Below are 23,510 nucleotides of genomic sequence, written 5' to 3'. Positions count from 1 at the left end.
GCGGGCATCTAGCCCCTCAACGAATGGCGTGAAATCGATACCCGCTATCGCGGGAAGAAGGTGGCGAGAGCTGAAACCTTCGCGTCTTCCCTTCTTCTTAGCGCCTTCGCGTTAAACCCTTTCTAGAAAAATCAGACTGTCATCCCCGCCAGCAATTTCGGCAATTTCCCTGTCTCACCGCGCGCCTCAGCCATGAACATTGCTTTCAGCGGCGCGATCCGCTGCACCGCGCCCAGTCCGAAACGACGAACCTTGCTCGCGGTCTTGCCGGGGATGCCGAACAGGCGGGTCAGCGTGTCGGTTGCGGTCGCGACCATCAGCGTGTCGAGACTGCGCCAGCGCTGGTAGCGCTCGAGCAGCATCGCGTCGCCCAGATCCATCCCCGTCCGCGTGCCGTCGACCAGCACCTCGACCAGCGCGGCCACATCGCGGAAACCCAGGTTCAGCCCCTGTCCGGCAATCGGATGAATACCGTGCGCGGCATCGCCGACCAGCGCGAGGCGGGCGTCGGTGATCCGCGCGGCGTGGTGGAAGCCCAACGGATAGGTCGAGCGCGGCGCAGCAGACGACAGGTCGCCGAGCAACCCGCCCGCGCGCTTGGCGGCCTCTGCCGCAAAGGCCGAATCGCTGAGCGCCATCACGCCCGCCGCATCCTTTGCGGCCACCGTCCACACCAGCGCCGACCGGTTGCCCGGGAGCATCGGCAGCAGCGCAAACGGGCCATCGGGATAGAAAATCTCGTGCGCGACATTGTCGTGCGGAATGTTGTGGTCGAACGCGGAGATGATCGCGCTATGGTCGTACTGCCAGCGTGCGACGCGAATGCCCGCTGCGGTTCGTGTCGGCGAATTGCGCCCCTCGGCGGCGATCAACAGGTCCGCGCGATAGAGGCTGCCGTCGTCGAGCGTGACGACCGCGCCGCCGGTATCGCGTGTAACGGCTACGGCGCGGTTCGGAATTTTCAGCATAACGTTCGCCGCCTTGCTGGCGGCTTCGTGCAGCGTTTTGCGAAGCACACGGTTTTCGACCATCGTCCCGAGCGCGCCCTCATCGGGCGTGAAGTCGAGCGCGTCGCGTTGCGGCCCGTCGCGCACTTCGATGCGCCGGATCGGGCAGCCATGCGGGCGCAGCGCATCGGCAATGCCGATTGCCTCGAGCATGTTCCAGCTCGCGCTCGCAATCGCGGACGCGCGTCCGTCGAAGGTCGGGGCAAGGGTCGTCGCAGGGGGTGCTGGGTCGATCACTACGGAAGAAATACCGTGCGCGTCGAGCGCAAGTGCGGTGGTCAGGCCGACAAGCCCGCCGCCAAGGATCATCGTGTCGCTGCGTTCCATGGCGACACTGTCTAGGGACGACGGTGGACAGCAGCAATGGCCGTGATCGGACCTTAAGCCGCGCGCCGCCGCTTGCTGCGCCGATCGCGCTTGTCGCGGTAGAGCGCGCGGTCGGCGACTTGCATCAAGGCAGAAACACCGGACCCGTCGGCGGGGCCGCTGGCAACGCCGATACTTGCCGAAACTGTGACGATTGCTTCGCCCACCGCATAGGGCAGAGCGATGACCGCGCGTACGGCGTCGATCTCGGCGGTGACTTGGGTCGGATCGACCTGCCCGTCGAAGATCAGCGCGAATTCGTCGCCACCCAGCCGGGCGATGCACGTCGCGCTGCCCGCCACCATTGTCGTGCGTTGGGCGACCTCGGCCAGCACCGTGTCGCCTGCCTGATGGCCATGGCCATCGTTCGCCGCCTTGAATCCGTCGAGGTCGATCATCGCGACCGTGACGGGCGTTCCGGCTGCAAGCAGCTCCTCGAGACACGCAGCGAAAGCACGGCGATTCTTGAGGCCGGTCAGCGCGTCGGTCCCGGCCAGTAGAGCGATCTCATGCTGCAATGTCAGCATTTTCACCGTCTCGGCGAATTTGGTAAGGACGAGACGCCCCTGGAGCAGCCCGATCAGAACCAGCATAACCGCCATCGACCGGATGCCGAGATTGGGGAACAGCAGCATCTTGACGACCAGCGGACCCAGCGCTCCGGCCATTGCCGCAATCGCCGCGCGTGGCACGCTGGTCAGGCAATTGGCACTGACCAGTGCCACCAGTGCGACGAACACCGGCGCGACCACGCAGTAAAAGCGTTCGGTCTCGACAAAGGCACTGACCCCCCACAGCCCCGCGACCAGTCCGAGGCCGCCCGCCAGCGGCACCGCGCGGCCGAGCTTTCCCCAGATCTCCGGAATAGACAGGTCGCTCGTACGCCGTCGCCAGCGGATCAAGTGGACGATCGCACTGACCAATATGATGCCGGGCGGGGTCAGTTGCTGCCACAACGGCAAATCGCCCATCACCGCGACCGCCATTGCCAAGGTATTGGCAGCAATCGTCAGGTGAAGCAGCGGGGTAAGCCCGTGCAGCCGTTCGTACTGGAGGCGGATCAGGTCGTTCCGGATGGCGGACGGCGCGCCTTCCGGGAAGGGCGCGGCGAGACTGGCGAGCCGGGCAAATCCGCTGCGCTGTGTCTCCGCGTCGTCCGCCACCGTCGTCCCCCACCGATTGCCCGGTGGTGGCTAGGGTGAAGGGCCTAACATCGTGTTAACCGTGACCGCGGCCCATTCAGAGCGGATAGCCCATGGCGACATCGCAACGGTCGTAGGTCGCGCCGTATTTCGCCATCACGCCTGCGTCGTGGACGAAGCCGAGTTTTTCATAGAGGTGGATTGCGGCTTCGCATTTGTGGCTGGTCAGCAGATACAGTTCGCGCGCGCCCATCTCCTTGGCCCGCGCAATGGCGTGGACGAGCAGGAATTCGCCCGCCTTTTTGCCGCGCGCCGCGTCGGTCACGCCCATTTTGGTGAGTTCAAAGGCCGCTTCGCCGGTTTTTTTGAGCGCGCAGGTGCCGATAATGCCGCTGCCTCGGGCTTCCACGAACAGGATCGTCCCGCCCGCATCGACGATACGCGCGCGCGGATTTTCGAGGATATCGCGGTCGGTCGGCTCCATCACAAACATGGCCTCTATCCATTCAGCGTTGATCCGGTGGAAATCGGCAGCGAGGGCGTCAGTGAACTCGATCAGCGAAAGCGCGTTAGTCATCCCTGCTGCGTATCGTCTCCACCGCGCGGCGCAACCGCTGCGACCTCAGACGGCGATATTGCGCGCGGGGTGCTTGCCGGTGATGTTGCGGTAAAAGGCGAAGGCGGGGGCCATGTCGGCCTCGTAATCGCCGGTCGGTACAATCACCGGTCCCAGCCCCGAAGTGCGCGTCGGATAATCCATGAAGCCGCAGACGATGGGCACGCCTGCACCCAGCGCAATCTGGTAGAAGCCGCTCCGCCATTTGCCGACTGCGCCGCGCGTCCCCTCCGGGGCAATTGTCAGCACGAAATCGTCACGGCGCGCGAACTCGTCGACCATCTGCTGGACGGTGTCCTTGGCTGTTGCACGGTCGAGCCGGACACCGCCGACCTGGCGCATGAACCCGCCCATCGGCCAGCGGAACAGCGATGATTTGGCGATGAAATGGGTGCGAATTCCAAGCGCGTGCGTAACGCCGAGGAAATTGGGAAAGTCCCAGTTGCTGGTGTGCGGTACCGCAATCAGGACGAAACGCTGCGGTTCGGGTACAGTCCCGACCGACGTCCAGCCGCCGCGCCGGTAGAGCATAACCAGCAAGCGCCGGAGCAACCGTGCGGCAAGGCCCGGTGCCTCGTCCACGGCTTCGACACGGCTCATCGTTTGCGGACGAATTCGGCGCGCAGGACCAGCCCCTTAATCCCTTCGTACCGGCAGTCGATCTCTTGCGCGTCGCCGGTAAGCCGGATCGATTTGATGAGCGTTCCCCGCTTGAGCGTCTGGCCTGCACCCTTCACGGTCAGATCCTTGATCAGCGTTACCTGGTCGCCGTCGGCCAGCAGATTGCCAACCGCGTCGCGGACTTCGACCGTGTCGCCGGGCGTCGCGGTCGCGATTTCGCCCGGCGCGACCCACTCGCCGCTCGCTTCGTCATAGACGTAATCGCCCTCGGCCATCTTTCTATCCAAACGCTATTTGATCGTGACCAATCCCGACGTCCCCGTCTTGCTCGACGGGTTGGAAGCATTGGTTTTCGGCGCTTTTTCGGCCTTGGGCTTGCGCGCTTCCTTATTCGATTTCTTCTGGCCTTTGGCCATGGCGATTCTCCTTTACGCGCGGCGGTAGGGCATTCGGCCACGCTTGGCCAATCGCCTCGGCGCGCCCCTGTATGCACGGGGTATCGCCAACGTCTTGTAATCGTTCTACGCCTGCGCCAGCATGGGGCCTCAGGTACCGTGCCTGACTGTATTCAAGCGACGAATTTCGTGAGGGAGGAAACAACACATGGCTGACAAGAAACCCAATGCGCTGATGACGCCGGTCAAGGTCTCGGGGGATCTCGCCGCGATCACCGGCCAGGGTCCGATGCCGCGCAGCCAGATCACGTCGAAGGTCTGGGAATATATCAAGAAGCACAACCTGCAGGATGCCAAGGACAAGCGCACGATCAATCCCGATGCGCTGCTCGGCAAGGTCATCGGCACCGCGCCGATTTCGATGTTCAAGATGACGGCTGCGGTCAGCAAGCACATCGGCTGACCCCCACCGGGTTCGACAAGGGCGGCGGCGAAGAGACTTCGCTGTCGCCCTTCGTTTATCCGGCGCTTTTCCGAAACGGCCAGTCGGTCGCGCCGGCGGCCCACAGGCCCCACCATACAATTACCGGCTGCAGCGCCAGGCGCGGGCCGTGGTACCACCAGCTCAATGTCGTCCCGCCCAGCGCGATATTGTTGACCGCATGGTTGATATTGGCCGGAAACACGCAGATCGCATAGGCGGCAAAGGCGATGCCCGCAGCTTTGTGCAACTTCGGCACGAACAGCAGTGCGAGTGCGCCCGTGATCTCGCAGACTCCCGTTGCCACAACGACGTCATGAGCGAATGGTACCCAGCCCGGCGTGATCCGCACGAATCCGCCTGGGGTCGCAACATGCGCGATCCCGGCGACTAGATAGGCCAGCGCCAGCACGATCCGCGCCACGGTGCGGACCGGCTCGCGGGCACGTCGGGGTTCAGAAGCCGGGATGACGTCGCGCAATCATATCGAACACGGCGGAGTGCAGCGGCTGGACGAACTTGCAACCGAACCCGCTATTGTCGCGCCAGGCGACGATGGCTTCCATTGCGGAAAAACTCGGCAGGGTCAGATAAACGCGGGCGCCGACCGCTACCTTAAAGATGCAGTCGGTACGAAACCCGGTCAGCGATAGATCGTGGACATCGACATCCATCCGGGACCCGCCGAACTCGCGGAGGTGTGCGGCGATGACAACGGACTTTCGATCCGCCACGCGCCCGTTGAGGGGGGGAGGGGGCTGTACCCGCATAGCGCCGAGCATAATATGTCAGAAACTGTTACGCCACTGTTTACGATTGCTTCGTAATGCGGCCGCACTACTTATACCAGTGTAAGTAAGGGGATGGATGATGGCGCGCGCCGACCGATTCGAAGCGAATCCGCACTGGTTGCCGATGCAGCCCGCGCGCAGCCTCGACCATATTCCCGGCGAGGATGGCTGGATGCCGATTCTGGGCACCACGCTGAAACTGCTTGCCGATCCCCCCGGCTATGTCCGGCGGATGCACGCCAAATACGGGCCGGTGTACCGGCACAAGAGCTTCGGCGGGCGCAATGTGACGCTGCTGGGGCCGGACGCCAACGAGCTGGTGCTGTTCGACCGCGACAAGATCTTCTCGTCCGAACAGGGCTGGGGGCCGATGCTCAACCTGCTGTTCCCGCGCGGATTGATGCTCATGGATTTCGAAAAGCATCGCGTTCACCGCCGGACTTTATCGGTCGCGTTCAAGCCCGAGCCGATGAAGCTCTACGCCGAAGCGCTGAACGAGGGCATCCGTGCCCGCGTGGCCCAGTGGTCGGGCAAGGATTTCGCTTTTTATCCGGCGATCAAGGAACTGACGCTCGATCTGGCCGCGACGTCGTTCCTCGGCATTCCGTTCGGCCCGGAGGCGGCGAAGATCAACCAGGCGTTCGTCGATATGGTGCAGGCGTCGATCGCGGTCATCCGCGCGCCGATCCCCGGCACGGCGATGGGGCGCGGGGTTGCCGGGCGTAAATATCTGGTTGAATATTTCGGTGAAGAAGTGCCGAAACGCCGTGCGGGCACTGCCGAGGACATGTTCTCGCAAATCTGTCGCGCCACCCATGAGGACGGGACGCAGCTATCGGTCGACGAGATTGTCGATCACATGAATTTCCTGATGATGGCCGCACACGACACGATCACCTCGTCGGCGACATCGCTGATGATGCTGCTCGGCCGCAATCCCGAATGGCAGGTCAGGTTGCGCGAGGAGATGCTTGGGCTGGGGGTCAATGGCGAAGACCTGCCCTATGAACGGCTCGGCGACCTCGTGCTGACCGACTATGCCTTTAAGGAATCGATGCGGATGATGCCGCCGGTACCCTCGATCCCGCGCCGTGCGGTCAAGGATTTCGAGTTCCGCGGCCACAAATTCCCGAAGGGCACTTTTGTCGGGATCAACACCCATTTCGTCCACCATATGGCCGAACACTGGCCCGAACCCGACAAGTTCGATCCGATGCGCTTTTCGCCCGAAGAATCGCGCGGACGGCACAAATATGCCTGGGCTCCGTTCGGCGGCGGCGCGCATATGTGTCTGGGGCTGCATTTCGCCTATATGCAGGTCAAGATACTGGCCTGGCACATGCTGCGGACTCACCACGTCGACGTCGCGGCGACATCGGGCGTCGAGTGGCAGGCCTGGCCGATCCCCAAACCGCGCGATGGGCTGCCTGTCACACTAATTGACGTTTAAACCGTTTTGAAATTGTTCACAATTTTCGCTTAACGCGGTGCCACGGTCGCTTGGGGAGATCGGGAGTCGTGATGAACAAGACCAATGCCGTGCCACTGGACGACCGCCGCTCGCGGCGGGCCGACGTCCGCCTGCCCGCGACCATCGATGCGGGGCCGGGGCGGTTTTATCCGGTGATCGTACACAATGTCTCGGCGCACGGGGTCATGGCCGAACTGACCGCAGCACTGGTGCCGGGGCGCCCCGTGACCGTGACCATGGTCGGCCTCGACAAAACGGCCGGCCGTGTCGCATGGCAGCGCGACGGCCATGTCGGAATCGCCTTTGCCGAGCCGCTCACGCTCGACCAGATCAACGCGATTCTCTGAACGCGACAGAGCTAACGTAATTATGACGCGGCGCTGATAGGATTTCCGCCATGCCGCGCACTTTGCTCCTGTTGCCGCTTGCCCTGTTGTCGGGGTGTGGGTCGTCGCCGTCGGGCAAGGCCAACGCCAGCGACGTCGATCCGGCCGTGACCGCGGCCCTTGCCGATCCGTTGATGGCCGATCCGCAGCTCGACCGGCGCTCGAACGATGGCGCGTTGCGCCCCGCCGACGAACCCTATCGCGCAATGGTCCCGCCGGGGTCGCCCGACCCGCTGCGCGACGATGCGCCGCCGACATTGCTCGCCCGTGTCCGCCCCGCCATGGGTGATGGCTTTACCGGGTGCGGAGTCGATGTCGCCTATAGCTATGGCTGGGCGGCACGCTTGTCTCCCGATCTCACTCTGCCCGCCGAGGCTCAGGTCGCCGAAGCCGCCGGGAACGACACGGCGAAATGCCGGCTGCGCCTCGTCGCCTATTCGGCGCCGCTGACCGCCGAGGCGATCCTCGACAGCTATCGCCGCACCGCAAGGACAGGCGGCTATACAGCCAGCGAGCGCCCGAAGGGACCGGCAACTGTGCTGACCGCCAGCCGCAGTCGCGACGGCGCGCGCTTCATGGTCAGCGTGAAACCCGCAGGGAGCAACACCACCGTCGATCTTGCCGACAACCGGGGGCGATAGGCTGACCCGCTAGCCGCGCGCGCCGCCACGCGCTAGGGCGCGGGCATGAACGGATTGTTGGCAGTAATGATCGGCGGCGCGCTGGGCGCGGGAGCCCGGTATCTGGTCGGCGGCGCATTTCTGCGCGCGCTCGGACCGGGCTTCCCTTGGGGAACGCTGGCGGTCAATCTGGCGGGCGGATTGCTGATGGGGTTGCTCGTCGGGATACTCGCGCGCAGCAGCAGTGGCGGCGAACAGGCCCGTTTGCTGCTCGGTGTCGGCGTTCTTGGCGGATTTACGACTTTCTCGGCGTTCGGTCTCGAAACCTGGCTGATGATCGAGCGGGGGCAGATGGTCGTCGGTTTCGCTTATGTCGCCGCCTCGGTCGTCGGCGCGGTGACGCTCACCGGTGTCGGTCTCCTGCTGGCACGCAGCGCATGAGCAAGGCCAGCGACACCGTCCGCCAGTTCACCGTCGGCACCGACGACGATGGCATCCGCCTCGATCGCTGGTTCCAGCGCCATTTGCCCGAGGCCAATTTCAACATCGTGTCGCGCTGGGCGCGGACCGGGCAATTGCGGCTCGACGGCGCACGCGCGACGCCAGGGGACCGGGTGATGACGGGTCAGGTGATCCGCGTCCCGCCTGCCGACGGCGCGGCGCAAGCCGAGCGTGCTCCCAAGCCCAAGCGGCCGGTCAATCCGCTGAGTGCCGACCAGACCGAATTCGCGCAAAGCCTGGTCGTCCACCGCGATGCCGCCGCGCTGGTCCTCAACAAGCCGCCGGGCCTCGCCACACAGGGCGGGACGGGCACGACCGAGCATGTCGACGGTCTGCTCGATGCGCTGGTGTTCGACGCGGAGGGTCGGCCCAAGCTCGTCCACCGGCTCGACAAGGACACCAGCGGCGTTTTGCTGGTCGCGCGCTCGTCGCGTGCGGCGGCGCATTTCGCCAAGGCGTTTTCAAGCCGCACCGCGCGCAAGGTTTATTGGGCGATCGTGGTCGGCATCCCCGAAGTCAACGACGGCTGGATCGACCTGCCCATCGGCAAGCAGCCCGGTACCGGTGGTGAGAAAATGCATGTCGACGAGAAAGAGGGATCGCCTGCGCGTACACGTTACCGCGTCGTCGACCGCGTCGGCAATCGCGCGGCCTGGGTCGAGCTGCAACCGCACACCGGCCGCACCCACCAGCTGCGCGTCCATATGGCTGCCATCGGCCATCCCATCGTCGGCGACGGCAAATACGGCGGACGCGAGGCGTTCCTGACCGGCACGATCAGCCGCAAGATGCACCTCCATGCACGGCGCCTCCGTGTCGATCACCCCGATGGCGGCCAGATCGACATGCGCGCGGAACTGCCCGAACATTTTGCCGCGACGATGATCGATCTCGGCTTCACCGTCGCCCACGGCGATGCGCTGCCGCTCGACGAAGTGAAATTCTCCGAAACGCCGGAGGGCAAGCGCCGTCTGGTCGCCAACAAGGCCAAGGCGGCGCGCAAGGAACGCAAGGGCGAACGCCGCGCGCGCGGCACCCGCTGATGCATCCGACGCGCCTGTTCCACTGGGACGACGAGGCCGCGATGCTCGACCTGATCGACCGCGTCGCTTTTACCCGTCTGTTCCTGACCACGCCCGACGGTCCCCGTGTCGCGCATGTGCCGGTACTGGTGACGCCTGCCCGGACGCTGCGCTTCCACCTCGCAAACACCAATGCGCTGGTCCCCCATCTGGACGGTGCGACGGCGCTGGCGCTGACCGAAGGGCCGAACGCCTATGTCAGCGCGAACTGGTATGTCGACGTGCGCGGCGCGGTGCCGACGTGGAATTACCTGTGCGTCGAAGCCGAGGGGCCGGTGCGGCGGCTCGACCGAAGCGACCTGACCGCGCTGCTCGATGCGCTGTCGGCGCGTCTCGAACCGCGCGTGGGCGAGGACTGGACCCGTGCCAAGATGGAGCCGCCGCGTTTCGAGGCGATGCTGAACGCGATTACCGCCTTCGAACTGACCATCTCCGAGCTGCGCGGTACGTGCAAGGTCAGCCAGAACAAGTCCGAAGCTGAAATTAAGGGCGTGCTGCGCGGCATGGCAACCAATGGTGCCGACGACATGGCCGACGCGATCCGGGCCGCACGCGCATGACCCGCCCACATATGACTCGTCTGGCCGTGTTCGACTGCGACGGGACGCTGATCGACAGCCAGATCAACATTTGTCTCGCGATGGAGGCGGCTTTCGCGCAGTCCGGGATCGCCGCACCGTCGCGCGGTGCTATCCGCCGGGTGGTGGGGCTGAGCCTGGTCGAGGCGGTCGCGATGTTGCTGCCCGAGGCCGAACCGGCGCTGCATGAAGGTGTCGCCGCCGACTATAAGCGCGCGTTTCAGGGCCTGCGCGCGGGCGGATTGATCGACGAGCCGCTGTTCGACGGGATCGCCGATGTGCTCGACAATTTGCGCGACGACGGCTGGTTGCTGGGGGTCGCCACGGGGAAATCCGACCGGGGTCTTGCCCTCGCGCTCGATCACCACGGGCTGAGCGATCATTTCGTCACGCTCCAAACCGCCGACCGCCACCCGTCGAAGCCGCACCCCTCGATGGTCGCGACCGCGATGGCCGAAGCCGGGGCAGACGCTACAGGCACTGTCGTGATCGGCGACACCAGCTTCGACATCCTGATGGCGTTGAATGCAGGCGCGCGCGCGGTCGGTGTGGCATGGGGCTATCACGATGCCGCCGAACTGATTGCCGCAGGGGCCCATGCCCTTGCGCGCCGCCCCGCCGATCTCACTGCATTGCTGGAGGCCGCATGACCGAAGATTTGGCGAAGAAGCGCTTTTTCACCCTGACGGCGCTCCGTTTCAGCGGCGTGGTGTCGGCGTTCATCGGCATCGCGATCATCTCGAAACGCTGGATCGAACCTGCCGATCTGATCGGCGGGTTGTTCCTGGCAAACGCGCTGATCGATGTGCTGGTCGTGCCACCGATCCTGATCCGGCGGTGGCGCAGCGAGCCGTGAAGCGGTTCTGGAAGGATGTCACGGTCGCGGACAGCGCGATCCTGCTCGACGGGCGGGCGATGAAAACACCCGCGCGCGCGCCGCTGATACTACCGACGGCAGCGCTTGCCGAAGCGGTGGCGGACGAATGGCGCGCTGTGGGTGATAAAGTCGATCCCCGCGCGATGCCGCTCACCGGTTTCGCCAATGCCGCCATCGACAAGGTTGCGCCGGACGTGGCGAGCTTTGCGGCGGGACTGGCTGCTTATGGCGAGACCGACTTGCTGTGTTACCGCGCCGAAAACCCGCCCGAACTGGCGGCGCGCCAAGCCGAAATCTGGGATCCGCTGCTCGACTGGGCGCGAACGCGCTACGATATCGCGGTCGTCGTGACGGCGGGGATCGTCCACCGCGCGCAGCCGCCCGAAACACTGGTGCGCCTGTCGGCCGCCATAGCCGCGCGCAGCCCTTTCGAACTGGCTGCGCTCTCGCCCGTGGTCAGCATCGGCGGGTCGCTGGTCGTGGCGCTGATGCTTGCCGAGGCTGCGATTGCCCCAGACGCTGCCTTCGACGCCACTCATCTCGACGAGCTGTGGCAGGCCGAGCTGTGGGGCGAAGAATGGATGGCGGCCGACGCGCGCGCGCTGCGCCGCGCCGATTTCGTCAGTTCAGGCCGGATGCTGGAGCTGCTTCGCGCGGCATGAACCAGCGGATCAGGACGAACGCGCCCAGCGTGAACGCCAGAAACTCCTCGACGCCCAGGAACACCCACCAAGCCCACGGCATGTAGAAATTATATACCGGCAGCGAGAAGGCGAAATACAGCACCGTTGCCGCCGCGAACAACATCATGGTCCGCATCCGGCTGGCGAAATCGGGCAGGCGCTGCACTGCCATGCCGACGAGGAACATCACGATAATCGACAGGATCAGGCCGGTGATCAGCGAGGTCCCGTCCATCGGCGGAAAGCCGCTGGTGTTGAAATGGACCAGCGCGACCGGCCCCTTGCCGAGCAGCACAGTCCCCGCCGCCGTCTCGGGCGAGGGGATGAAATAGGTGCCGGTCCCGGTCGCGGTCAGCCCGCTGGCAAGGGCCGCCTGTACTTGCGCGGTTTCGGCCTCGCCGAGTTCGGTGAACGCGAGCTTGCCGATGGGCGTCGCCCAGGCCAGCGCGCCAACGATGAACTGGACAAGTCCGGCAATCACGCTGCCGATTAGGATGCGGATCATGATGTCTCTCCCCTGATGGGGGCGAGACTAGCGTTCAGCCCGGTCGCGTCAAACTGCGGACGAACCCGATCAGGCTAGTCTGGCGGCTGCGCTTCAGGCGCTCCGACTCGAGAATCGACGCGACATCGCGGAAACAGCGGTCGACATCGTCGTTGACCAGCACATAGTCATAGCCGTCCCAATGGCTGATCTCGTTCGCGGCGCGGGCCATGCGGGCGTCGATCACCTCGTCCGAGTCGGTCCCCCGCGCGCGTAACCGGCGTTCGAGTTCGTCAAGCGAGGGTGGGAAGATGAAGGTGCGGACGACATCGCCACCGGCCTGCTGGAACAGCTGCTGCGCGCCCTGCCAGTCGATATCGAACAGGACATCGCAGCCCTTGGCCAGCATCGCCTCCACCGGCGCTTTTGGCGTGCCGTAGCGATGGCCGAAGACATGCGCCCATTCGAGGAATTCTTGATCCGCGACCATCTCGCGGAACCGTTCGACCGTCACGAAATGATAATCGACCCCGTCGACTTCGCCGGGCCGCATCGGCCGCGTCGTCGCCGACACCGACATGGCGAGGTTGTCGTCGGAGGCAAGCAGCTTGCGCGCAATCGTCGATTTGCCAGCACCGGACGGCGAGGACAGGACGAACAGGAGACCACGGCGGGTGAACGGCAGGATCGCGGGCATGGCTGCCCATGCCCGCGCGCTGGCGCTGCCGTCAACTGGTCAACTGTCGCCTAGGCGACAGGTTCGGGCGTCTTGCGTGCGTCGAGCGCATTTTTCACAAGCATCGCCCCGCCTGCGAGGATCGCGAGCGGCAGGACGCGCTTGACGAGGGCGGGCGCAAGTGCGCCGAGCAGCGCACCCTTCACGCCGCCTTCGCCATCCGCGCGGTCGATCTTGCTGCCAATGATGGCCCCGATAACTGTTCCGAGCATGTCCGAATCCTCCGCTGGTTCGCGGGCTTCAGCGCACGGGCGGCGGATTGGTTCCCGTCATCAGATCGGCGCGCACGACGCGGTCGAAGGTGGCGGCATCGACCAGGCCGAGCGCCAGCGCCGCCTCGCGCAGGGTCAGGTGTTCGTGATGGGCATGCTTGGCGATTTTCGCGGCATTGTCGTACCCGATTTCGGGCGCGAGCGCGGTGACGAGCATCAGCGAACGGTCGACGAGTTCGGCGATGCGCGCGCGGTTCGGCTCGATCCCCTCGACGCAGCGTTCGGCGAAGCTGGTCATGCCGGTCGCGAGCAGGTTGATCGAGCGCAGCACGTTGGCCCCGATCAACGGCTTGAACACATTGAGTTCGAGATGCCCCTGCATCCCGCCAACAGTCACCGCGACATGATTGCCCATGACCTGCGCGGCGACCATCGTCAGCATTTCGCACTGCGTCGGGTTGACCTTGCCCGGCATAATCGAGCTGCCGGGCTCGTTTTCGGGGAGCATGAGTTCGCCGAGGCCGGAGCGCGGGCCAGAGCCGAGAAGACGGATGTCGTTCGCGATCTTTGTGAGGGCAACCGCCAGCGTGTTGAGACTGCCCGATAGCTGGACCAGAGCATCATTGGCCGCGAGCGCCGCAAAAGGGTTGGGCGCAGGCCGGAACGGTAGATTCGTAAGCGTCGAAATCTCGCGCGCCATGGCGGCCGCAAACCCGGTGGGAGCATTCAGCCCGGTCCCTACCGCGGTGCCGCCCTGCGCAAGTTCCAGACAGTCGTCGAGCGCCGCGTCAATCCGCGTACGGCAGGCCTGAAGTTGCGCGACATAGCCGGAGAACTCCTGCCCCAAAGTCAGCGGCGTCGCATCCTGCAAATGCGTGCGGCCGATCTTGACGATATCCCGCCATGCCGCTGCCTTCGCCGACAGCGCATCGCGCATCACGTCGAGTGCGGGAAACAGGCCGTGCGTCACCGTCCGCACCGCCGCCACATGCAGCGCCGTCGGGAAACTGTCGTTCGACGACTGGCTCATGTTGACATGGTCGTTCGGATGCACCGGCGATTTGCCGCCGCGCGTGCCAGTCAGTGCCTCATTGGCAAGGCCTGCGATCACTTCGTTGACGTTCATGTTGGTCTGGGTGCCGCTGCCGGTCTGCCAGATAACGAGCGGGAACTGGTCGTCGTATTTGCCCGCCGCAACCGTCGCTGCCGCCGCTTCGATGGCGTCGGCCAGTTTCGCGTCCAGCCCGTGTGCGCGGTTCACTCGTGCTGCTGCCTGCTTCACCAGCGCCAGCGCGTGGACGATCTCGACCGGCATCCGCTCGCGGTCGCCGAACGGGAAATTCGCAATACTCCGCTGCGTTTGTGCGCCCCAATAGGCGTCGACGGAAACTTCGATGGGGCCGAAGCTGTCGGTTTCGGTGCGGGTCATGCGCCCTCCCGGCGTTATTTCTTGCGCTTGAAGTCCACCGCGACGACGTTCGACCCGTCCTCAATCGGCTCCGCAATCGGTCCGTCGTTCTGCGCCGCGTCGTGCGCTGCCGGGCCTTCGCCCTCGCCCGACACCTGGAACTGCAACGCGAAATCGACGGCGGGATCGACGAATGCAGTGACCGCCGCAAACGGAATGTGGAGCTTTGCCGGAATGCCGCCGAAGGTCAGCCCGACCTGAAACGCGTCGGGGTGCACTTTCAAATCCCAGAACTTGTTCTGGAGCACGATGGTCATCTCGTCGGGAAAGCGCACGGTCAGGTGCTGCGGAATTTCCACCCCCGGCGCACCGGTCTTGAACGTGATATAGAAATGATGCGCGCCGGGCAGGTCGCCGTCCGAGCCGATCTGCCCCAGCACGCGTCCGACGACCGCGCGCAGTGCCTCCTGCACGATTTCGTCATAGGGAATCAGGCTGTCGGGTTGATCGTCGCTCATCGCCGCGCTTGGTGGACGGCGCGCGGGCAGCGGTCAAGGTGCGTTGCACCGCGCGGCGGGGCGTCTATAGGCAGCCCATCATGCGAACAGGCACGGTTCACCGCGCAACGGCGGAAACAAGCATCGACGTGCGCGTCGATCTCGACGGGACGGGCGCGTACAACGTGTCGACCGGTATCGGCTTTTTCGACCATATGCTCGAACAGCTGTCGCGCCACTCGCTGATCGACATGGACGTGAAGACCGTCGGCGACCTGCATATCGACCAGCACCACACCGTCGAAGATACCGGCCTCGCGATCGGCGAAGCGGTGGCACAGGCGCTTGGCGAAAAGCGCGGCATCCGCCGCTATGCCGACGCCCTGTCGCCCATGGACGAGACACTGACCCGCGTCGCGCTCGATATCTCGGGGCGGCCTTTCCTCGTCTGGAAAGCCGAATTCTCGCAGAAACGCCTCGGCGAAATGGATACCGAGATGTTCGAGCATTTCTTCCATTCGTTCGCGCAGACTGCGGGGCTGACGCTGCACGTGGAGTGCCTGTACGGGTCGAACAATCACCATATCGCCGAAAGCGCGTTCAAGGGACTGGCGCGGGCGCTGCGCGAAGCGGTCGAGGTCGACCCGCGCAAGGCGGATGCCATTCCATCGACGAAAGGCGTGTTGTGAGGCGAGCATGTGCTCCTGCGAAAGCAGGAGCGTTGGAGGCGGTCGGCAGTTCTCGGCGACAGGGCTCCTGCTTTCGCAGGAGCACAGCATGGCAGGTATAGCGCTGATCGATTACGGCGCGGGCAATCTCCAGTCGGTGCTCAATGCGCTGAAAGCGGCGGGGGCAAGCGATATTGCGGTCACGGCGGACCCGGCAGAGGTGCTGGCGGCCAAACGCATCGTCCTCCCCGGCGTCGGGGCGTTCGCGCATTGCATGGGCGCGCTGTCGGCGATCCCCGGCATGATCGACGCGCTGACCGAAAGCGTAATCGAGCGCGGACGGCCGTTCCTCGGCATTTGTGTTGGCATGCAGCTGATGGCCGACGCAGGGCACGAGCACGGCGTGACCAAGGGGCTGGGCTGGATCGGCGGCCATGTCGCGCCGCTGGCCGCCGCGCCGGGGCTGAAAATTCCGCACATGGGCTGGAACGATGTGGTGCCCGCAAGCGCGCATCCGTTGATCGAGCCGGGCGAGGCGTATTTTCTCCACGGCTATGCTTTTTCGGGTGAGGACGTGCTGGCGACGACCGAGCATGGCGGGAGTGTCGTGGCCGCCATCGGGCGCGATAATATGACGGGCGTGCAGTTCCATCCCGAAAAGAGCCAGTCCTACGGCATTGCAACGTTGAAGAGGTTCCTGAAATGGCGGCCGTAAAACTCCTCCCCAGCGTAGCGCAGGGGAGGTGCCCGCAGGGCGGAGGGGAGTTCGAAGTCGAACGCGCCCCGCGCGTTCGAGGATCGTCCGGGGGACGATCCGACTTCGAACTCGCGTTCAGCGGTGGACGGTCTCTCCAGTGGCGACAGCGCCGCTCGCTGCGCTCGCGCCCCTCCGGCGCTGCGCGCCACCTCCCCTGCGCTTCGCTGGGGAGGATTTAGTGACCCTGATCGTCTTCCCCGCCATCGACCTCAAAAACGGCCAGGTCGTCCGCCTTGCCGAGGGCGATATGGACCGCGCGACCGTCTATGGCGACGATCCCGCGCGCCAAGCGATGCTGTTTGCCGACGCGGGCGCGGGGCATCTCCACGTCGTCGATCTCGACGGCGCGTTCGCGGGCCGCGCGGTCAACGCGCAAGCGGTCGCGTCGATTGTCGAGACATTTCCCGGCCATGTGCAGGTTGGCGGCGGCATCCGCACGATGGCGGCGGTCGAGGGCTGGTTCGACCGCGGGGTCGCGCGCATCGTCATCGGCACGGCGGCGCTGACCGACCCGCAGCTGGTGCGCGATGCCGCAGCGGCGTTCCCCGGCGGCGTGGTCGTTGGCGTCGATGCGCGCGACGGGTTCGTCGCGACCCAAGGCTGGGCCGATGTCTCCGACGTGCCCGTCCTCGACATGGCCCGCCGTTTCGAAGACGCGGGTGTCGCCGCACTGCTTTTCACCGATGTCGGCCGCGACGGGATGCTGAAGGGGTGCAACGTGCAGGCGACCGTCGATCTGGCGCGCGCGACCGACATACCGGTGATCGCGAGCGGGGGCGTCGCGGGAATTGCCGATATCCGGATGCTGTCGCTGTTTGCGAAGGATGGGATCGAGGGCGTGATTACGGGGCGCGCGCTCTACGACGGGCGGCTCGATCTGGCGGCGGCGCTGGCCGTGGCGGCGGCTGGATGACCGACGGCGCACTTGGACTCTGGGGCGTAATAATCTGCGCGGCCTTCGCATTCGCGATCTGGATCGATTGGAAGCGGGGTGAAATTGGGTTTGGACCCGTGGTGCGGGTCAATCGCGAGAAAAATCATGCAGCTTTTGCCGCTGTCATCCTGTTGGAACTAGTACTTTTGAGCGCTTTGGCTCTTGCGACATTTTCAATGGTGCACGGATGACCGTCCGCGTCCGCGTTATCCCCTGCCTCGACGTTCAAAACGGTCGTGTTGTCAAAGGCGTCAACTTCGTCGAACTGCGCGATGCAGGCGACCCGGTCGAGGCGGCGCGGGCATACGATGCGGCGGGGGCGGACGAGCTGTGCTTCCTCGATATCGGCGCGAGCCATGAGGGGCGCGACACGATTATCGACGTCGTGCGCCGCACCGCCGAAGTGTGTTTCATGCCGCTGACCGTCGGCGGTGGCGTGCGGAGCGCCGACGATGCCCGCGCGCTGCTGCTGGCGGGCGCGGACAAGGTGGCGGTGAACTCCGCCGCCGTCGCGCGGCCCGAGCTGGTTGCGGACATCGCCGCGCGTTTCGGCAGCCAGTGCGTCGTGGCTTCGGTCGACGCGCGGCGGGTGGACGGTCATTGGGAAGTCTTCACCCATGGCGGCCGCCGCGCGACCGGGATCGATGCCGTCGCCCATGCCACCCGCCTGGTCGAGCTCGGCGCGGGCGAGTTGCTCGTCACCTCGATGGACCGCGACGGGACGAAAATCGGCTACGATCTCGATCTGACCCGCACGATTGCCGATGCGGTCGCTGTGCCGGTGATTGCGTCGGGCGGGGTCGGCACGCTCGACCACCTTGTCGCTGGCGTTCGCGACGGCCATGCCGATGCCGTGCTGGCCGCCTCGATCTTCCATTTCGGCGAGGCCAGCATCGACGACGCGCACCGGGCGCTCGCCGCCGCCGGGCTTCCGGTAAGGAATTCGGCGGTTCGTAAAGCTTTGTGACCTGTCCCGAATCGAACCTTTGCGTTCATATTACCGTCTATATGGCACCGCAGCATTCCGGTAGAACTGCTGCCGCCGCCATGGAGTCGCCCGTCGTGTTCGCCCGTTCTGCCCTTGCCGTCCTGATCCTGTCGATGGCAGCGCCTGCCTTCGCGCAGAGCGGGAGCGTGCAGATTCCCGAGCCCGGCGATGCCGCGCTGTTCGTGGTGGCGGTGGTCGGGCTGATTATCGGGCGGCAGGCGTCGCGCCGCGCACCGAAGCGCGATGACTCGCCGGACGACACGCAAGCTTGACGCGCAGGCCGCGCCGCCGCTTAACGGGCGCGTGACCGATACCCTGACCAAACTCGCTGCCACCATCGCCGCGCGCCGTGCGGGCGATCCGGCGGCGTCCTATGTCGCCAAACTTCTCGCCGGTGGCGCGCCGCTTGCTGCGCGCAAGCTCGGCGAGGAAGCGGTCGAGACCGTCGTCGCCGCGCTGTCGGGCGAGGCGGCGGAGCTGACCGGCGAAGCGGCCGATCTGCTGTTTCACCTGCTCGTCCTGCTGGAGGTACGCGACGTGCCGTTCGCCGATGTGCTCGCCGAACTCGACCGGCGCGAGGGCGTGTCGGGGATCGCCGAAAAAGCCGCAAGGAGCGCTTGATGCCCATCGACGCGACCGCGCCCTATGACGAGCAGAATATCTTCGCGAAAATCCTGCGCGGTGAAATCCCCAACCGCACAGTGTACGAAGACGAATTCGCGCTCGCTTTTCACGACATCGCCCCGCAGGCACCGGTTCACATCCTCGTGATCCCCAAGGGACGATATGTCTCGTGGGACGACTTTACCGCAAAGGCGGACGATGCCGAGATTGCGGGCTTCATCCGCGCGGTCGGCCGTGTCGCGCGCGAAGCGGGACTGGTCGAGCCGGGCTATCGCCTGCTCGCGAACATCGGGGTGCACGGTCATCAGGAAGTGCCGCACCTCCATGTCCATCTCTTCGGTGGTCGGTCATTGGGACCGATGCTCGCGCGCTAACCGCTTGCGCGCTCGCGAAAGCCGGTTAGGTTCGCCCGCAACGAGGTACACACCCAAGGGGACCCCCATGATATTCGGTCGCGTCAAGTCGCTCGACGCCATTTTGGCAACAGCGGAGAAAAAGGGCCTGCACCGCACGCTCGGTGCATTCCAGTTGACGATGCTGGGCATCGGCGCGGTCATCGGTACCGGCATCTTCGTTTTGACGTCCGAAGCCGCGCAAAAGGCGGGGCCGGGCATGCTGCTCAGCTTCGTCGTCGCCGGGTTCGTCTGCGCGGTCGCCGCCCTTTGCTATTCCGAACTGGCGTCGATGGTGCCGGTTTCGGGGTCGGCCTATACCTACACCTATGCCGTCACCGGCGAGCTGCTGGCCTGGATGGTCGGCTGGGCCCTGATCCTCGAATATGCGGTCGGCGCCAGCGCGGTCGCGGTCGGCTGGTCGAACCATTTCGTCGGCTTTCTCGACAGCGCGGGGGTCCACCTCCCAAGCGCATTGCGAAATGCCAATGCCCTGATGGCGCATGCCTCCGTCGCGTTCGGCACACCGACGAACGCCGACTTGCAAACGGCGATGAGCACCGGCGGCTGGATCAACATTCCGGCCATTGTCGTGGTCGGGTTCGTCACCTGGCTGTTGGTCATCGGCACGACCGAGAGCGCGCGCGTCAATGCCGTTCTCGTGGCGATCAAGATCGTTGCGCTGACCGCGTTCATCTTCCTGACACTGCCTGTCCTCAACGGTGCCCATTTCGGTGGACCGAACGAGCCATTCATGCCCACCGGAACGACCGGTGTGCTGGGCGCTGCTGCCTCGATCTTCTTTGCCTATGTCGGTTTCGACGCAGTTTCCACGGCAGCCGAAGAAACTAAGAACCCGCAGCGCAATGTTCCCATCGGCCTGATCGGGTCGCTGGGCATCTGCACGCTGTTCTACCTGCTCGTTGCGTCGGGCGCGATCGGCGCGATCGGCGCGCAACCGGTGATGGGCCCCAACGGCCTGCCGCTGGCACCGGGATCGGCCGAACTTGCCGGACGCTGCGCCAATATCGCGGCCAGCGGCGCGCTGGAGCCTCTGGTATGTTCGAAAGAAGCGCTGGTCCATGTCCTTGAGGTCATCGACTGGCCGCTGATCGGCCGGTTGGTCGGCCTGGCCGCCGTGTTCGCTTTGCCATCGGTCGTGCTGATGATGATGTTCGGCCAGACCCGCGTGTTCTTCACGATGGCGCGCGACGGCCTGCTGCCCGAAAAGCTTGCCTCGATCCATCCGAAGTACCGTACGCCGCACGTCGTCACCGTCGTGACCGGCTTTGCGGCGGCCTTTGCGGCAGCGGTCTTGCCGGTCGGCAAGCTCGCCGATTATTCGAATGCGGGGACGTTGTTCGCGTTCTTCATGGTGGCGGTATCGGTCATGGTGCTGCGCCGGACCGATCCGGGCCGCAAACGTCCGTTCCGGACGCCAGCGGTGTGGATCGTCGCGCCGCTCGCGATTATCGGCTGCGTCGGCCTGTACGTCTCGCTGCCGTGGACCGCGATCCTCGTGCTGCCGGTGTGGGGCGCGATCGGCCTGGTGATTTACTTCCTCTACAGCCGCAGCCGCAGCCATGTCGGGCGCGGGTTGGTCGAAGTGCACGAACTCGACGCCGACGCCCCGCACAGCCCCGGCACAGCATAATAGCGATCCGAACTGGCGTCAGCCCAGTCGCGCGTCGACCAGCGCCCTGAGGTCCGCCTCGGGGCGCGGGCCGTAATGACCGATGCACTCGGCGGCGCAGATCGCGCCCATCGTCAGGCTGTCGGCGAGCGAGCGCCCTTCGAGCTGTCCGGCAAGGAAGCCGCTGGTGAAGGTGTCGCCGGCACCCGTCGTGTCGACGACGCGCGCGACCGTCTCTGCCGCGATTTCGGCACGCTCGCCGCCCTGTACCGCAAGCGCCCCGTTCGCGCCGCGCGTGACGACCAGGGTCGGCACCTTGACCGACAGCGCGGCAATCGCGCTTTCGAGGTCGTCGGTCTGCATCAGCGCCGCGACTTCCTCGTCGTTGCAAAACAGCGTGTCGATGATCCCGTCGTCGATCAGCGACAGGAAGTCGTCGCGGTAAATGCCCATCAGGTAGAGCGCGGACAGCGCGAAGAACACCTTGCACCTGCCGCGTTTCGCCGCCGCCATAGCGCGCTTGATCGCGGCCTGCGGCTCGGGCGCATCCCACAGATAGCCCTCGATCAGCAGGTATTTCGCGCGTCCGATCATGTCCTCGTCGATGGCCGATGCGGGCAGGCGGTGCGCCATGGCGAGCGCGGTATTCATCGTCCGCTCTCCGTCGGGCGCGATCAGGATCAGGCAGCGCGCGGTGGGCGGCGGCCCGGGCTGCGCAGGCACGTCGAACGCGATGCCCGTCGCGCGCATGTCGTGGGTGAACACTTCGCCCAGCTGGTCGTCGGCAACCTGCCCGATGAACGCGCACGCGTGACCGAGGACGGCGAGCCCCGCGAGCGAATTCGCCGCCGAGCCGCCCGAAATCTCGCGCGCGGGACCCATACGGTCGTAAAGCGCCACGGCGGCGTCGCCGTCGATCAGCCGCATCGACCCGCTTTCGAGTCCCTCGGACGCCAGAAAGTCGAGGCTCGCGCTCGCGATCACATCGACAATCGCATTGCCGATTGCCACCACATCGTACCGCGCGTCCGTTGTCATGCCCGTCTCCACCCGAAAGCGCGCCGCCTAGCCGTGCCGACGATTGACGGCAAGGGCGACACAGGCCAGCAGGGCACCATGCGCTCGCTCATTGCCCTGATCCCGCTGCTGGCCTCGGCCTGCGCCGCGACCGTCGATGCCCCTGCGCCGCCGCTGGCGGTCACCCGCAGCCCCCCGATGATCAAGACCGGCCTCGACCGCGTGTTGGGCCAGACCGCGCGCGGCCTGACCGCGCTGTTCGGCGAGGCGGACCAGGACGTGAAAGAGGCCGAGGGTGCTCGCCGGATGCAATTCGCCGGGCCGATCTGCATTCTCGACGCCTATCTCTATCCGGCGCGCTCGGGCGAGAGCGAAGTCACCTATGTCGATGCGCGCCAGCCCGACGGCCGCGATATCGACCGCGCCAGCTGCGTCGCGGCGCTTACCCGGCGGAAAGAGGCGCGCTGAGTTCGGCGAGTGCCCAGCGCGCTGCGTCGGCGACGACCTCGCTTTCGTCACCTGCCAACCGCTCAAGCACCGGCACCAGCCGCGCGTCGCCGCTGTTCCCTGCCGCGATACAGGCATTCCGCACCATCCGGTCGCGGCCGATGCGCTTGATCGGCGAACCCGCAAATACCTGACGGAATGTGGGGTCGTCGAGCGCGAGCAGGTCGGCGAGTTCGGGCGCGGCCAGTTCGGCGCGCGGGGCGAAGGCCTTGTTGGCTGCGGCGTTCTTGGCGAACTTGTTCCATGGGCAGACCGCCAGGCAATCGTCGCAGCCATAGATGCGGTTGCCCATCGCACGGCGGAACTCGTGCGGGATCGGCCCCTTGTGCTCGATGGTCAGATACGAAATGCAGCGCCGCGCATCGAGCCGGTAGGGGGCGGGGAAGGCGTCGGTCGGACATGCCCGCTGACAGGCATCGCAACTGCCGCAGCGGTCGGGATGGGGTGCATCGACCTCCAGATCGAGTGTTGTCATGATCGCGCCGAGGAACAGCCAGCTGCCGTGGCCGGTCGAGACCAGATTGCTGTGCTTGCCCTGCCAGCCGAGCCCCGCCGCCGCCGCCAGCGGCTTTTCCATGACCGGCGCGGTATCGACGAACACCTTGACCTCGCCCCCGGCGGTCTCGACCAGCCAGCGGGCCAGCGCCTTGAGCGCACGTTTCACGACGTCATGATAATCGGCCCCTTGGGCATAGACCGAGATGCGCCCGACGCTGCTTTCGTCGGCCAATCGTAGCGGGTCTTCGGCAGGCGCATAGCTGATCCCGAGCGCAATGACCGAGCGCGCGTTGGGCCACAGTCCCTGCGGCGCGGCGCGTTGGTCGGCGCGTCCCTCCATCCAGTCCATCGTGCCGTGATGGCCCGCCGCCAGCCAGTCGCCGAGCGGCATCCGCCCGTCATGCGCGTCCGCGCGCGCAATCCCGCAATCGGCGAAACCAAGCATTTTTGCCTGTGCCTTTAGGGCTTTGGTCAGGGATGGTTCGCTAGTCACACCATGACCAATAGCTTTTTCGCACCCGGGGATGAACCGTGCTTC

Annotated in this window: 35 protein-coding genes; 20 read left to right on the top strand and 15 right to left on the bottom strand. The window is 65.5% G+C overall.

Features of this window, described 5'->3' with window-relative positions:
- Window positions 1-131: 131 nt before the first annotated feature.
- From M0209_RS13185 to M0209_RS13160, 6 genes are all read right to left on the bottom strand, one after another.
- Entirely contained in the window at window positions 132-1,334 is a 1,203-nt protein-coding gene (locus M0209_RS13185) for a UbiH/UbiF/VisC/COQ6 family ubiquinone biosynthesis hydroxylase (protein WP_258888729.1), read from the bottom strand.
- Between the two features lie 53 nt (window positions 1,335-1,387).
- The gene (locus M0209_RS13180) at window positions 1,388-2,536 is read right to left on the bottom strand and encodes a diguanylate cyclase (RefSeq protein ID WP_258888728.1); all 1,149 of its coding nucleotides are present in this window, start codon (window positions 2,534-2,536) and stop codon (window positions 1,388-1,390) included.
- A 76-nt stretch (window positions 2,537-2,612) separates the two neighbouring features.
- Window positions 2,613-3,092 carry a GNAT family N-acetyltransferase gene (locus M0209_RS13175; protein WP_258888727.1) on the bottom strand — a complete coding sequence of 160 codons (480 nt, stop codon included), beginning with the start codon at window positions 3,090-3,092 and terminating at the stop codon, window positions 2,613-2,615.
- A 45-nt stretch (window positions 3,093-3,137) separates the two neighbouring features.
- Window positions 3,138-3,731, bottom strand: a complete 594-nt coding sequence (locus M0209_RS13170) for a lysophospholipid acyltransferase family protein (protein WP_258888726.1) — start codon at window positions 3,729-3,731, stop codon at window positions 3,138-3,140.
- Window positions 3,728-4,027 carry an alkylphosphonate utilization protein gene (locus M0209_RS13165; RefSeq protein WP_258888725.1) on the bottom strand — a complete coding sequence of 100 codons (300 nt, stop codon included), beginning with the start codon at window positions 4,025-4,027 and terminating at the stop codon, window positions 3,728-3,730. Before M0209_RS13165 ends, M0209_RS13170 begins: the two co-directional genes overlap by 4 nt.
- 15 nt (window positions 4,028-4,042) lie before the next feature.
- Window positions 4,043-4,168, bottom strand: a complete 126-nt coding sequence (locus tag M0209_RS13160; protein ID WP_258888724.1) for a hypothetical protein — start codon at window positions 4,166-4,168, stop codon at window positions 4,043-4,045.
- A gap of 187 nt (window positions 4,169-4,355) precedes the next feature.
- On the opposite strand from M0209_RS13160, the gene M0209_RS13155 reads away from it, so the two are divergent.
- Entirely contained in the window at window positions 4,356-4,610 is a 255-nt protein-coding gene (locus M0209_RS13155; protein ID WP_258888723.1) for an SWIB/MDM2 domain-containing protein, read from the top strand.
- A 55-nt stretch (window positions 4,611-4,665) separates the two neighbouring features.
- Here M0209_RS13155 and M0209_RS13150 read toward each other — a convergent pair whose 3' ends face one another.
- Complete coding sequence (locus M0209_RS13150) at window positions 4,666-5,109, bottom strand: DoxX family protein (RefSeq protein ID WP_258888722.1); 444 nt, start codon at window positions 5,107-5,109, stop codon at window positions 4,666-4,668.
- Window positions 5,084-5,398 (bottom strand): PilZ domain-containing protein, encoded by a 315-nt coding sequence (locus tag M0209_RS13145; RefSeq protein WP_258888721.1) that lies wholly within the window; start codon window positions 5,396-5,398, stop codon window positions 5,084-5,086. Before M0209_RS13145 ends, M0209_RS13150 begins: the two co-directional genes overlap by 26 nt.
- 100 nt (window positions 5,399-5,498) lie before the next feature.
- Here M0209_RS13145 and M0209_RS13140 point away from each other — a divergent pair, with 100 nt between their 5' ends.
- The 9 genes from M0209_RS13140 (at window position 5,499) to M0209_RS13100 (ending at window position 11,596) form a co-directional block, all read left to right on the top strand.
- Window positions 5,499-6,869 (top strand): cytochrome P450, encoded by a 1,371-nt coding sequence (locus M0209_RS13140; RefSeq protein WP_258888720.1) that lies wholly within the window; start codon window positions 5,499-5,501, stop codon window positions 6,867-6,869.
- A gap of 71 nt (window positions 6,870-6,940) precedes the next feature.
- Window positions 6,941-7,237: a PilZ domain-containing protein gene (locus M0209_RS13135; protein WP_258888719.1), complete on the top strand. Its 297-nt coding sequence runs from the start codon at window positions 6,941-6,943 to the stop codon at window positions 7,235-7,237.
- 50 nt (window positions 7,238-7,287) lie between these two features.
- Complete coding sequence (locus M0209_RS13130; RefSeq protein ID WP_258888718.1) at window positions 7,288-7,917, top strand: hypothetical protein; 630 nt, start codon at window positions 7,288-7,290, stop codon at window positions 7,915-7,917.
- 45 nt (window positions 7,918-7,962) lie between these two features.
- On the top strand, window positions 7,963-8,337 hold the full coding sequence (gene crcB, locus M0209_RS13125) for a fluoride efflux transporter CrcB (RefSeq protein WP_258888717.1): 375 nt from the start codon (window positions 7,963-7,965) through the stop codon (window positions 8,335-8,337).
- The gene (locus tag M0209_RS13120) at window positions 8,334-9,440 is read left to right on the top strand and encodes an RluA family pseudouridine synthase (RefSeq protein WP_258888716.1); all 1,107 of its coding nucleotides are present in this window, start codon (window positions 8,334-8,336) and stop codon (window positions 9,438-9,440) included. Before crcB ends, M0209_RS13120 begins: the two co-directional genes overlap by 4 nt.
- On the top strand, window positions 9,440-10,039 hold the full coding sequence (locus M0209_RS13115; protein WP_258888715.1) for an FMN-binding negative transcriptional regulator: 600 nt from the start codon (window positions 9,440-9,442) through the stop codon (window positions 10,037-10,039). Before M0209_RS13120 ends, M0209_RS13115 begins: the two co-directional genes overlap by 1 nt.
- An 11-nt stretch (window positions 10,040-10,050) precedes the next feature.
- A complete protein-coding gene (locus tag M0209_RS13110; RefSeq protein WP_258888714.1) occupies window positions 10,051-10,707 on the top strand; it encodes an HAD-IA family hydrolase in 657 nt (218 codons plus the stop codon).
- A complete protein-coding gene (locus tag M0209_RS13105) occupies window positions 10,704-10,913 on the top strand; it encodes a hypothetical protein (RefSeq protein WP_258888713.1) in 210 nt (69 codons plus the stop codon). The genes M0209_RS13110 and M0209_RS13105 overlap by 4 nt, the downstream gene beginning before the upstream one ends.
- Window positions 10,910-11,596, top strand: coding sequence for an ATP12 family chaperone protein (locus tag M0209_RS13100; RefSeq protein ID WP_258888712.1), 687 nt, complete (start codon window positions 10,910-10,912; stop codon window positions 11,594-11,596). The genes M0209_RS13105 and M0209_RS13100 overlap by 4 nt, the downstream gene beginning before the upstream one ends.
- Here the strand turns inward: M0209_RS13100 and M0209_RS13095 are convergent.
- Genes M0209_RS13095 through M0209_RS13075 form a run of 5 tightly spaced genes read right to left on the bottom strand, consistent with a single transcriptional unit; the run spans window position 11,556 to window position 14,975 of the window.
- Window positions 11,556-12,122: a hypothetical protein gene (locus M0209_RS13095; RefSeq protein ID WP_258888711.1), complete on the bottom strand. Its 567-nt coding sequence runs from the start codon at window positions 12,120-12,122 to the stop codon at window positions 11,556-11,558. The two genes, M0209_RS13100 and M0209_RS13095, sit on opposite strands and share 41 nt — an antisense overlap.
- Window positions 12,123-12,156: 34 nt before the next feature.
- The gene (gmk, locus tag M0209_RS13090) at window positions 12,157-12,798 is read right to left on the bottom strand and encodes a guanylate kinase (RefSeq protein WP_258888710.1); all 642 of its coding nucleotides are present in this window, start codon (window positions 12,796-12,798) and stop codon (window positions 12,157-12,159) included.
- Between the two features lie 50 nt (window positions 12,799-12,848).
- Window positions 12,849-13,049 carry a hypothetical protein gene (locus tag M0209_RS13085; RefSeq protein WP_258888709.1) on the bottom strand — a complete coding sequence of 67 codons (201 nt, stop codon included), beginning with the start codon at window positions 13,047-13,049 and terminating at the stop codon, window positions 12,849-12,851.
- Window positions 13,050-13,077: 28 nt separating this feature from the next.
- Window positions 13,078-14,478, bottom strand: a complete 1,401-nt coding sequence (gene fumC / locus M0209_RS13080) for a class II fumarate hydratase (RefSeq protein ID WP_258888708.1) — start codon at window positions 14,476-14,478, stop codon at window positions 13,078-13,080.
- Between the two features lie 14 nt (window positions 14,479-14,492).
- Window positions 14,493-14,975, bottom strand: a complete 483-nt coding sequence (locus tag M0209_RS13075) for an SspB family protein (RefSeq protein ID WP_258888707.1) — start codon at window positions 14,973-14,975, stop codon at window positions 14,493-14,495.
- A gap of 80 nt (window positions 14,976-15,055) precedes the next feature.
- Here M0209_RS13075 and hisB point away from each other — a divergent pair, with 80 nt between their 5' ends.
- The 9 genes from hisB (at window position 15,056) to M0209_RS13030 (ending at window position 20,971) form a co-directional block, all read left to right on the top strand.
- Complete coding sequence (hisB, locus tag M0209_RS13070; RefSeq protein ID WP_258888706.1) at window positions 15,056-15,643, top strand: imidazoleglycerol-phosphate dehydratase HisB; 588 nt, start codon at window positions 15,056-15,058, stop codon at window positions 15,641-15,643.
- Between the two features lie 88 nt (window positions 15,644-15,731).
- Window positions 15,732-16,337: an imidazole glycerol phosphate synthase subunit HisH gene (hisH, locus tag M0209_RS13065; RefSeq protein WP_258888705.1), complete on the top strand. Its 606-nt coding sequence runs from the start codon at window positions 15,732-15,734 to the stop codon at window positions 16,335-16,337.
- Window positions 16,338-16,557: 220 nt separating this feature from the next.
- Complete coding sequence (hisA, locus tag M0209_RS13060) at window positions 16,558-17,292, top strand: 1-(5-phosphoribosyl)-5-[(5-phosphoribosylamino)methylideneamino]imidazole-4-carboxamide isomerase (RefSeq protein ID WP_258888704.1); 735 nt, start codon at window positions 16,558-16,560, stop codon at window positions 17,290-17,292.
- Window positions 17,289-17,504: a hypothetical protein gene (locus tag M0209_RS13055; protein ID WP_258888703.1), complete on the top strand. Its 216-nt coding sequence runs from the start codon at window positions 17,289-17,291 to the stop codon at window positions 17,502-17,504. Before hisA ends, M0209_RS13055 begins: the two co-directional genes overlap by 4 nt.
- The gene (hisF, locus tag M0209_RS13050; RefSeq protein WP_258888702.1) at window positions 17,501-18,280 is read left to right on the top strand and encodes an imidazole glycerol phosphate synthase subunit HisF; all 780 of its coding nucleotides are present in this window, start codon (window positions 17,501-17,503) and stop codon (window positions 18,278-18,280) included. Before M0209_RS13055 ends, hisF begins: the two co-directional genes overlap by 4 nt.
- A gap of 80 nt (window positions 18,281-18,360) precedes the next feature.
- On the top strand, window positions 18,361-18,573 hold the full coding sequence (locus tag M0209_RS13045) for a hypothetical protein (protein WP_258888701.1): 213 nt from the start codon (window positions 18,361-18,363) through the stop codon (window positions 18,571-18,573).
- A 31-nt stretch (window positions 18,574-18,604) separates the two neighbouring features.
- A complete protein-coding gene (locus tag M0209_RS13040; protein ID WP_258888700.1) occupies window positions 18,605-18,922 on the top strand; it encodes a phosphoribosyl-ATP diphosphatase in 318 nt (105 codons plus the stop codon).
- Window positions 18,922-19,299: a histidine triad nucleotide-binding protein gene (locus M0209_RS13035; RefSeq protein WP_258888699.1), complete on the top strand. Its 378-nt coding sequence runs from the start codon at window positions 18,922-18,924 to the stop codon at window positions 19,297-19,299. The genes M0209_RS13040 and M0209_RS13035 overlap by 1 nt, the downstream gene beginning before the upstream one ends.
- A 67-nt stretch (window positions 19,300-19,366) precedes the next feature.
- Complete coding sequence (locus M0209_RS13030) at window positions 19,367-20,971, top strand: amino acid permease (RefSeq protein WP_258888698.1); 1,605 nt, start codon at window positions 19,367-19,369, stop codon at window positions 20,969-20,971.
- A gap of 18 nt (window positions 20,972-20,989) precedes the next feature.
- Here M0209_RS13030 and M0209_RS13025 read toward each other — a convergent pair whose 3' ends face one another.
- Complete coding sequence (locus tag M0209_RS13025; RefSeq protein ID WP_258888697.1) at window positions 20,990-21,988, bottom strand: adenosine kinase; 999 nt, start codon at window positions 21,986-21,988, stop codon at window positions 20,990-20,992.
- A 33-nt stretch (window positions 21,989-22,021) separates the two neighbouring features.
- On the opposite strand from M0209_RS13025, the gene M0209_RS13020 reads away from it, so the two are divergent.
- Window positions 22,022-22,435 carry a hypothetical protein gene (locus M0209_RS13020; protein WP_258888696.1) on the top strand — a complete coding sequence of 138 codons (414 nt, stop codon included), beginning with the start codon at window positions 22,022-22,024 and terminating at the stop codon, window positions 22,433-22,435.
- Here M0209_RS13020 and queG read toward each other — a convergent pair.
- Window positions 22,410-23,465, bottom strand: a complete 1,056-nt coding sequence (queG, locus tag M0209_RS13015) for a tRNA epoxyqueuosine(34) reductase QueG (RefSeq protein ID WP_258888695.1) — start codon at window positions 23,463-23,465, stop codon at window positions 22,410-22,412. The genes M0209_RS13020 and queG overlap by 26 nt on opposite strands.
- Between the last annotated feature and the right edge of the window lie 45 nt (window positions 23,466-23,510).

The organism is Sphingomonas sp. SUN039 (genome assembly GCF_024758725.1).
In the GTDB taxonomy this organism is placed as follows: domain Bacteria; phylum Pseudomonadota; class Alphaproteobacteria; order Sphingomonadales; family Sphingomonadaceae; genus Sphingomonas_O.
Note: the sequence above shows the minus strand (reverse complement) of the source record. Positions and strands in the feature narration are given on the sequence as shown.

Bases quoted from the DNA above. Each gene is read 5' to 3' on its own strand.
- M0209_RS13185 (WP_258888729.1), bottom strand. From the start codon at position 1,334: ATGGAACGCAGCGACACGATGATCCTTGGCGGCGGGCTTGTCGGCCTG.
- M0209_RS13055 (WP_258888703.1), top strand. From the start codon at position 17,289: ATGACCGACGGCGCACTTGGACTCTGGGGCGTAATAATCTGCGCGGCC.
- hisH (WP_258888705.1), top strand. From the start codon at position 15,732: ATGGCAGGTATAGCGCTGATCGATTACGGCGCGGGCAATCTCCAGTCG.
- M0209_RS13140 (WP_258888720.1), top strand. From the start codon at position 5,499: ATGGCGCGCGCCGACCGATTCGAAGCGAATCCGCACTGGTTGCCGATG.
- M0209_RS13175 (WP_258888727.1), bottom strand. From the start codon at position 3,092: ATGACTAACGCGCTTTCGCTGATCGAGTTCACTGACGCCCTCGCTGCC.
- M0209_RS13025 (WP_258888697.1), bottom strand. From the start codon at position 21,988: ATGACAACGGACGCGCGGTACGATGTGGTGGCAATCGGCAATGCGATT.
- fumC (WP_258888708.1), bottom strand. From the start codon at position 14,478: ATGACCCGCACCGAAACCGACAGCTTCGGCCCCATCGAAGTTTCCGTC.
- M0209_RS13085 (WP_258888709.1), bottom strand. From the start codon at position 13,049: ATGCTCGGAACAGTTATCGGGGCCATCATTGGCAGCAAGATCGACCGC.
- crcB (WP_258888717.1), top strand. From the start codon at position 7,963: ATGAACGGATTGTTGGCAGTAATGATCGGCGGCGCGCTGGGCGCGGGA.
- M0209_RS13115 (WP_258888715.1), top strand. From the start codon at position 9,440: ATGCATCCGACGCGCCTGTTCCACTGGGACGACGAGGCCGCGATGCTC.
- M0209_RS13155 (WP_258888723.1), top strand. From the start codon at position 4,356: ATGGCTGACAAGAAACCCAATGCGCTGATGACGCCGGTCAAGGTCTCG.
- gmk (WP_258888710.1), bottom strand. From the start codon at position 12,798: ATGCCCGCGATCCTGCCGTTCACCCGCCGTGGTCTCCTGTTCGTCCTG.
- M0209_RS13170 (WP_258888726.1), bottom strand. From the start codon at position 3,731: ATGAGCCGTGTCGAAGCCGTGGACGAGGCACCGGGCCTTGCCGCACGG.
- M0209_RS13095 (WP_258888711.1), bottom strand. From the start codon at position 12,122: ATGATCCGCATCCTAATCGGCAGCGTGATTGCCGGACTTGTCCAGTTC.
- M0209_RS13145 (WP_258888721.1), bottom strand. From the start codon at position 5,398: ATGCGGGTACAGCCCCCTCCCCCCCTCAACGGGCGCGTGGCGGATCGA.
- M0209_RS13160 (WP_258888724.1), bottom strand. From the start codon at position 4,168: ATGGCCAAAGGCCAGAAGAAATCGAATAAGGAAGCGCGCAAGCCCAAG.
- M0209_RS13035 (WP_258888699.1), top strand. From the start codon at position 18,922: ATGCCCATCGACGCGACCGCGCCCTATGACGAGCAGAATATCTTCGCG.
- M0209_RS13110 (WP_258888714.1), top strand. From the start codon at position 10,051: ATGACTCGTCTGGCCGTGTTCGACTGCGACGGGACGCTGATCGACAGC.
- M0209_RS13165 (WP_258888725.1), bottom strand. From the start codon at position 4,027: ATGGCCGAGGGCGATTACGTCTATGACGAAGCGAGCGGCGAGTGGGTC.
- M0209_RS13130 (WP_258888718.1), top strand. From the start codon at position 7,288: ATGCCGCGCACTTTGCTCCTGTTGCCGCTTGCCCTGTTGTCGGGGTGT.
- hisB (WP_258888706.1), top strand. From the start codon at position 15,056: ATGCGAACAGGCACGGTTCACCGCGCAACGGCGGAAACAAGCATCGAC.
- M0209_RS13030 (WP_258888698.1), top strand. From the start codon at position 19,367: ATGATATTCGGTCGCGTCAAGTCGCTCGACGCCATTTTGGCAACAGCG.
- M0209_RS13045 (WP_258888701.1), top strand. From the start codon at position 18,361: ATGGAGTCGCCCGTCGTGTTCGCCCGTTCTGCCCTTGCCGTCCTGATC.
- hisF (WP_258888702.1), top strand. From the start codon at position 17,501: ATGACCGTCCGCGTCCGCGTTATCCCCTGCCTCGACGTTCAAAACGGT.
- M0209_RS13135 (WP_258888719.1), top strand. From the start codon at position 6,941: ATGAACAAGACCAATGCCGTGCCACTGGACGACCGCCGCTCGCGGCGG.
- M0209_RS13120 (WP_258888716.1), top strand. From the start codon at position 8,334: ATGAGCAAGGCCAGCGACACCGTCCGCCAGTTCACCGTCGGCACCGAC.
- M0209_RS13105 (WP_258888713.1), top strand. From the start codon at position 10,704: ATGACCGAAGATTTGGCGAAGAAGCGCTTTTTCACCCTGACGGCGCTC.
- M0209_RS13075 (WP_258888707.1), bottom strand. From the start codon at position 14,975: ATGAGCGACGATCAACCCGACAGCCTGATTCCCTATGACGAAATCGTG.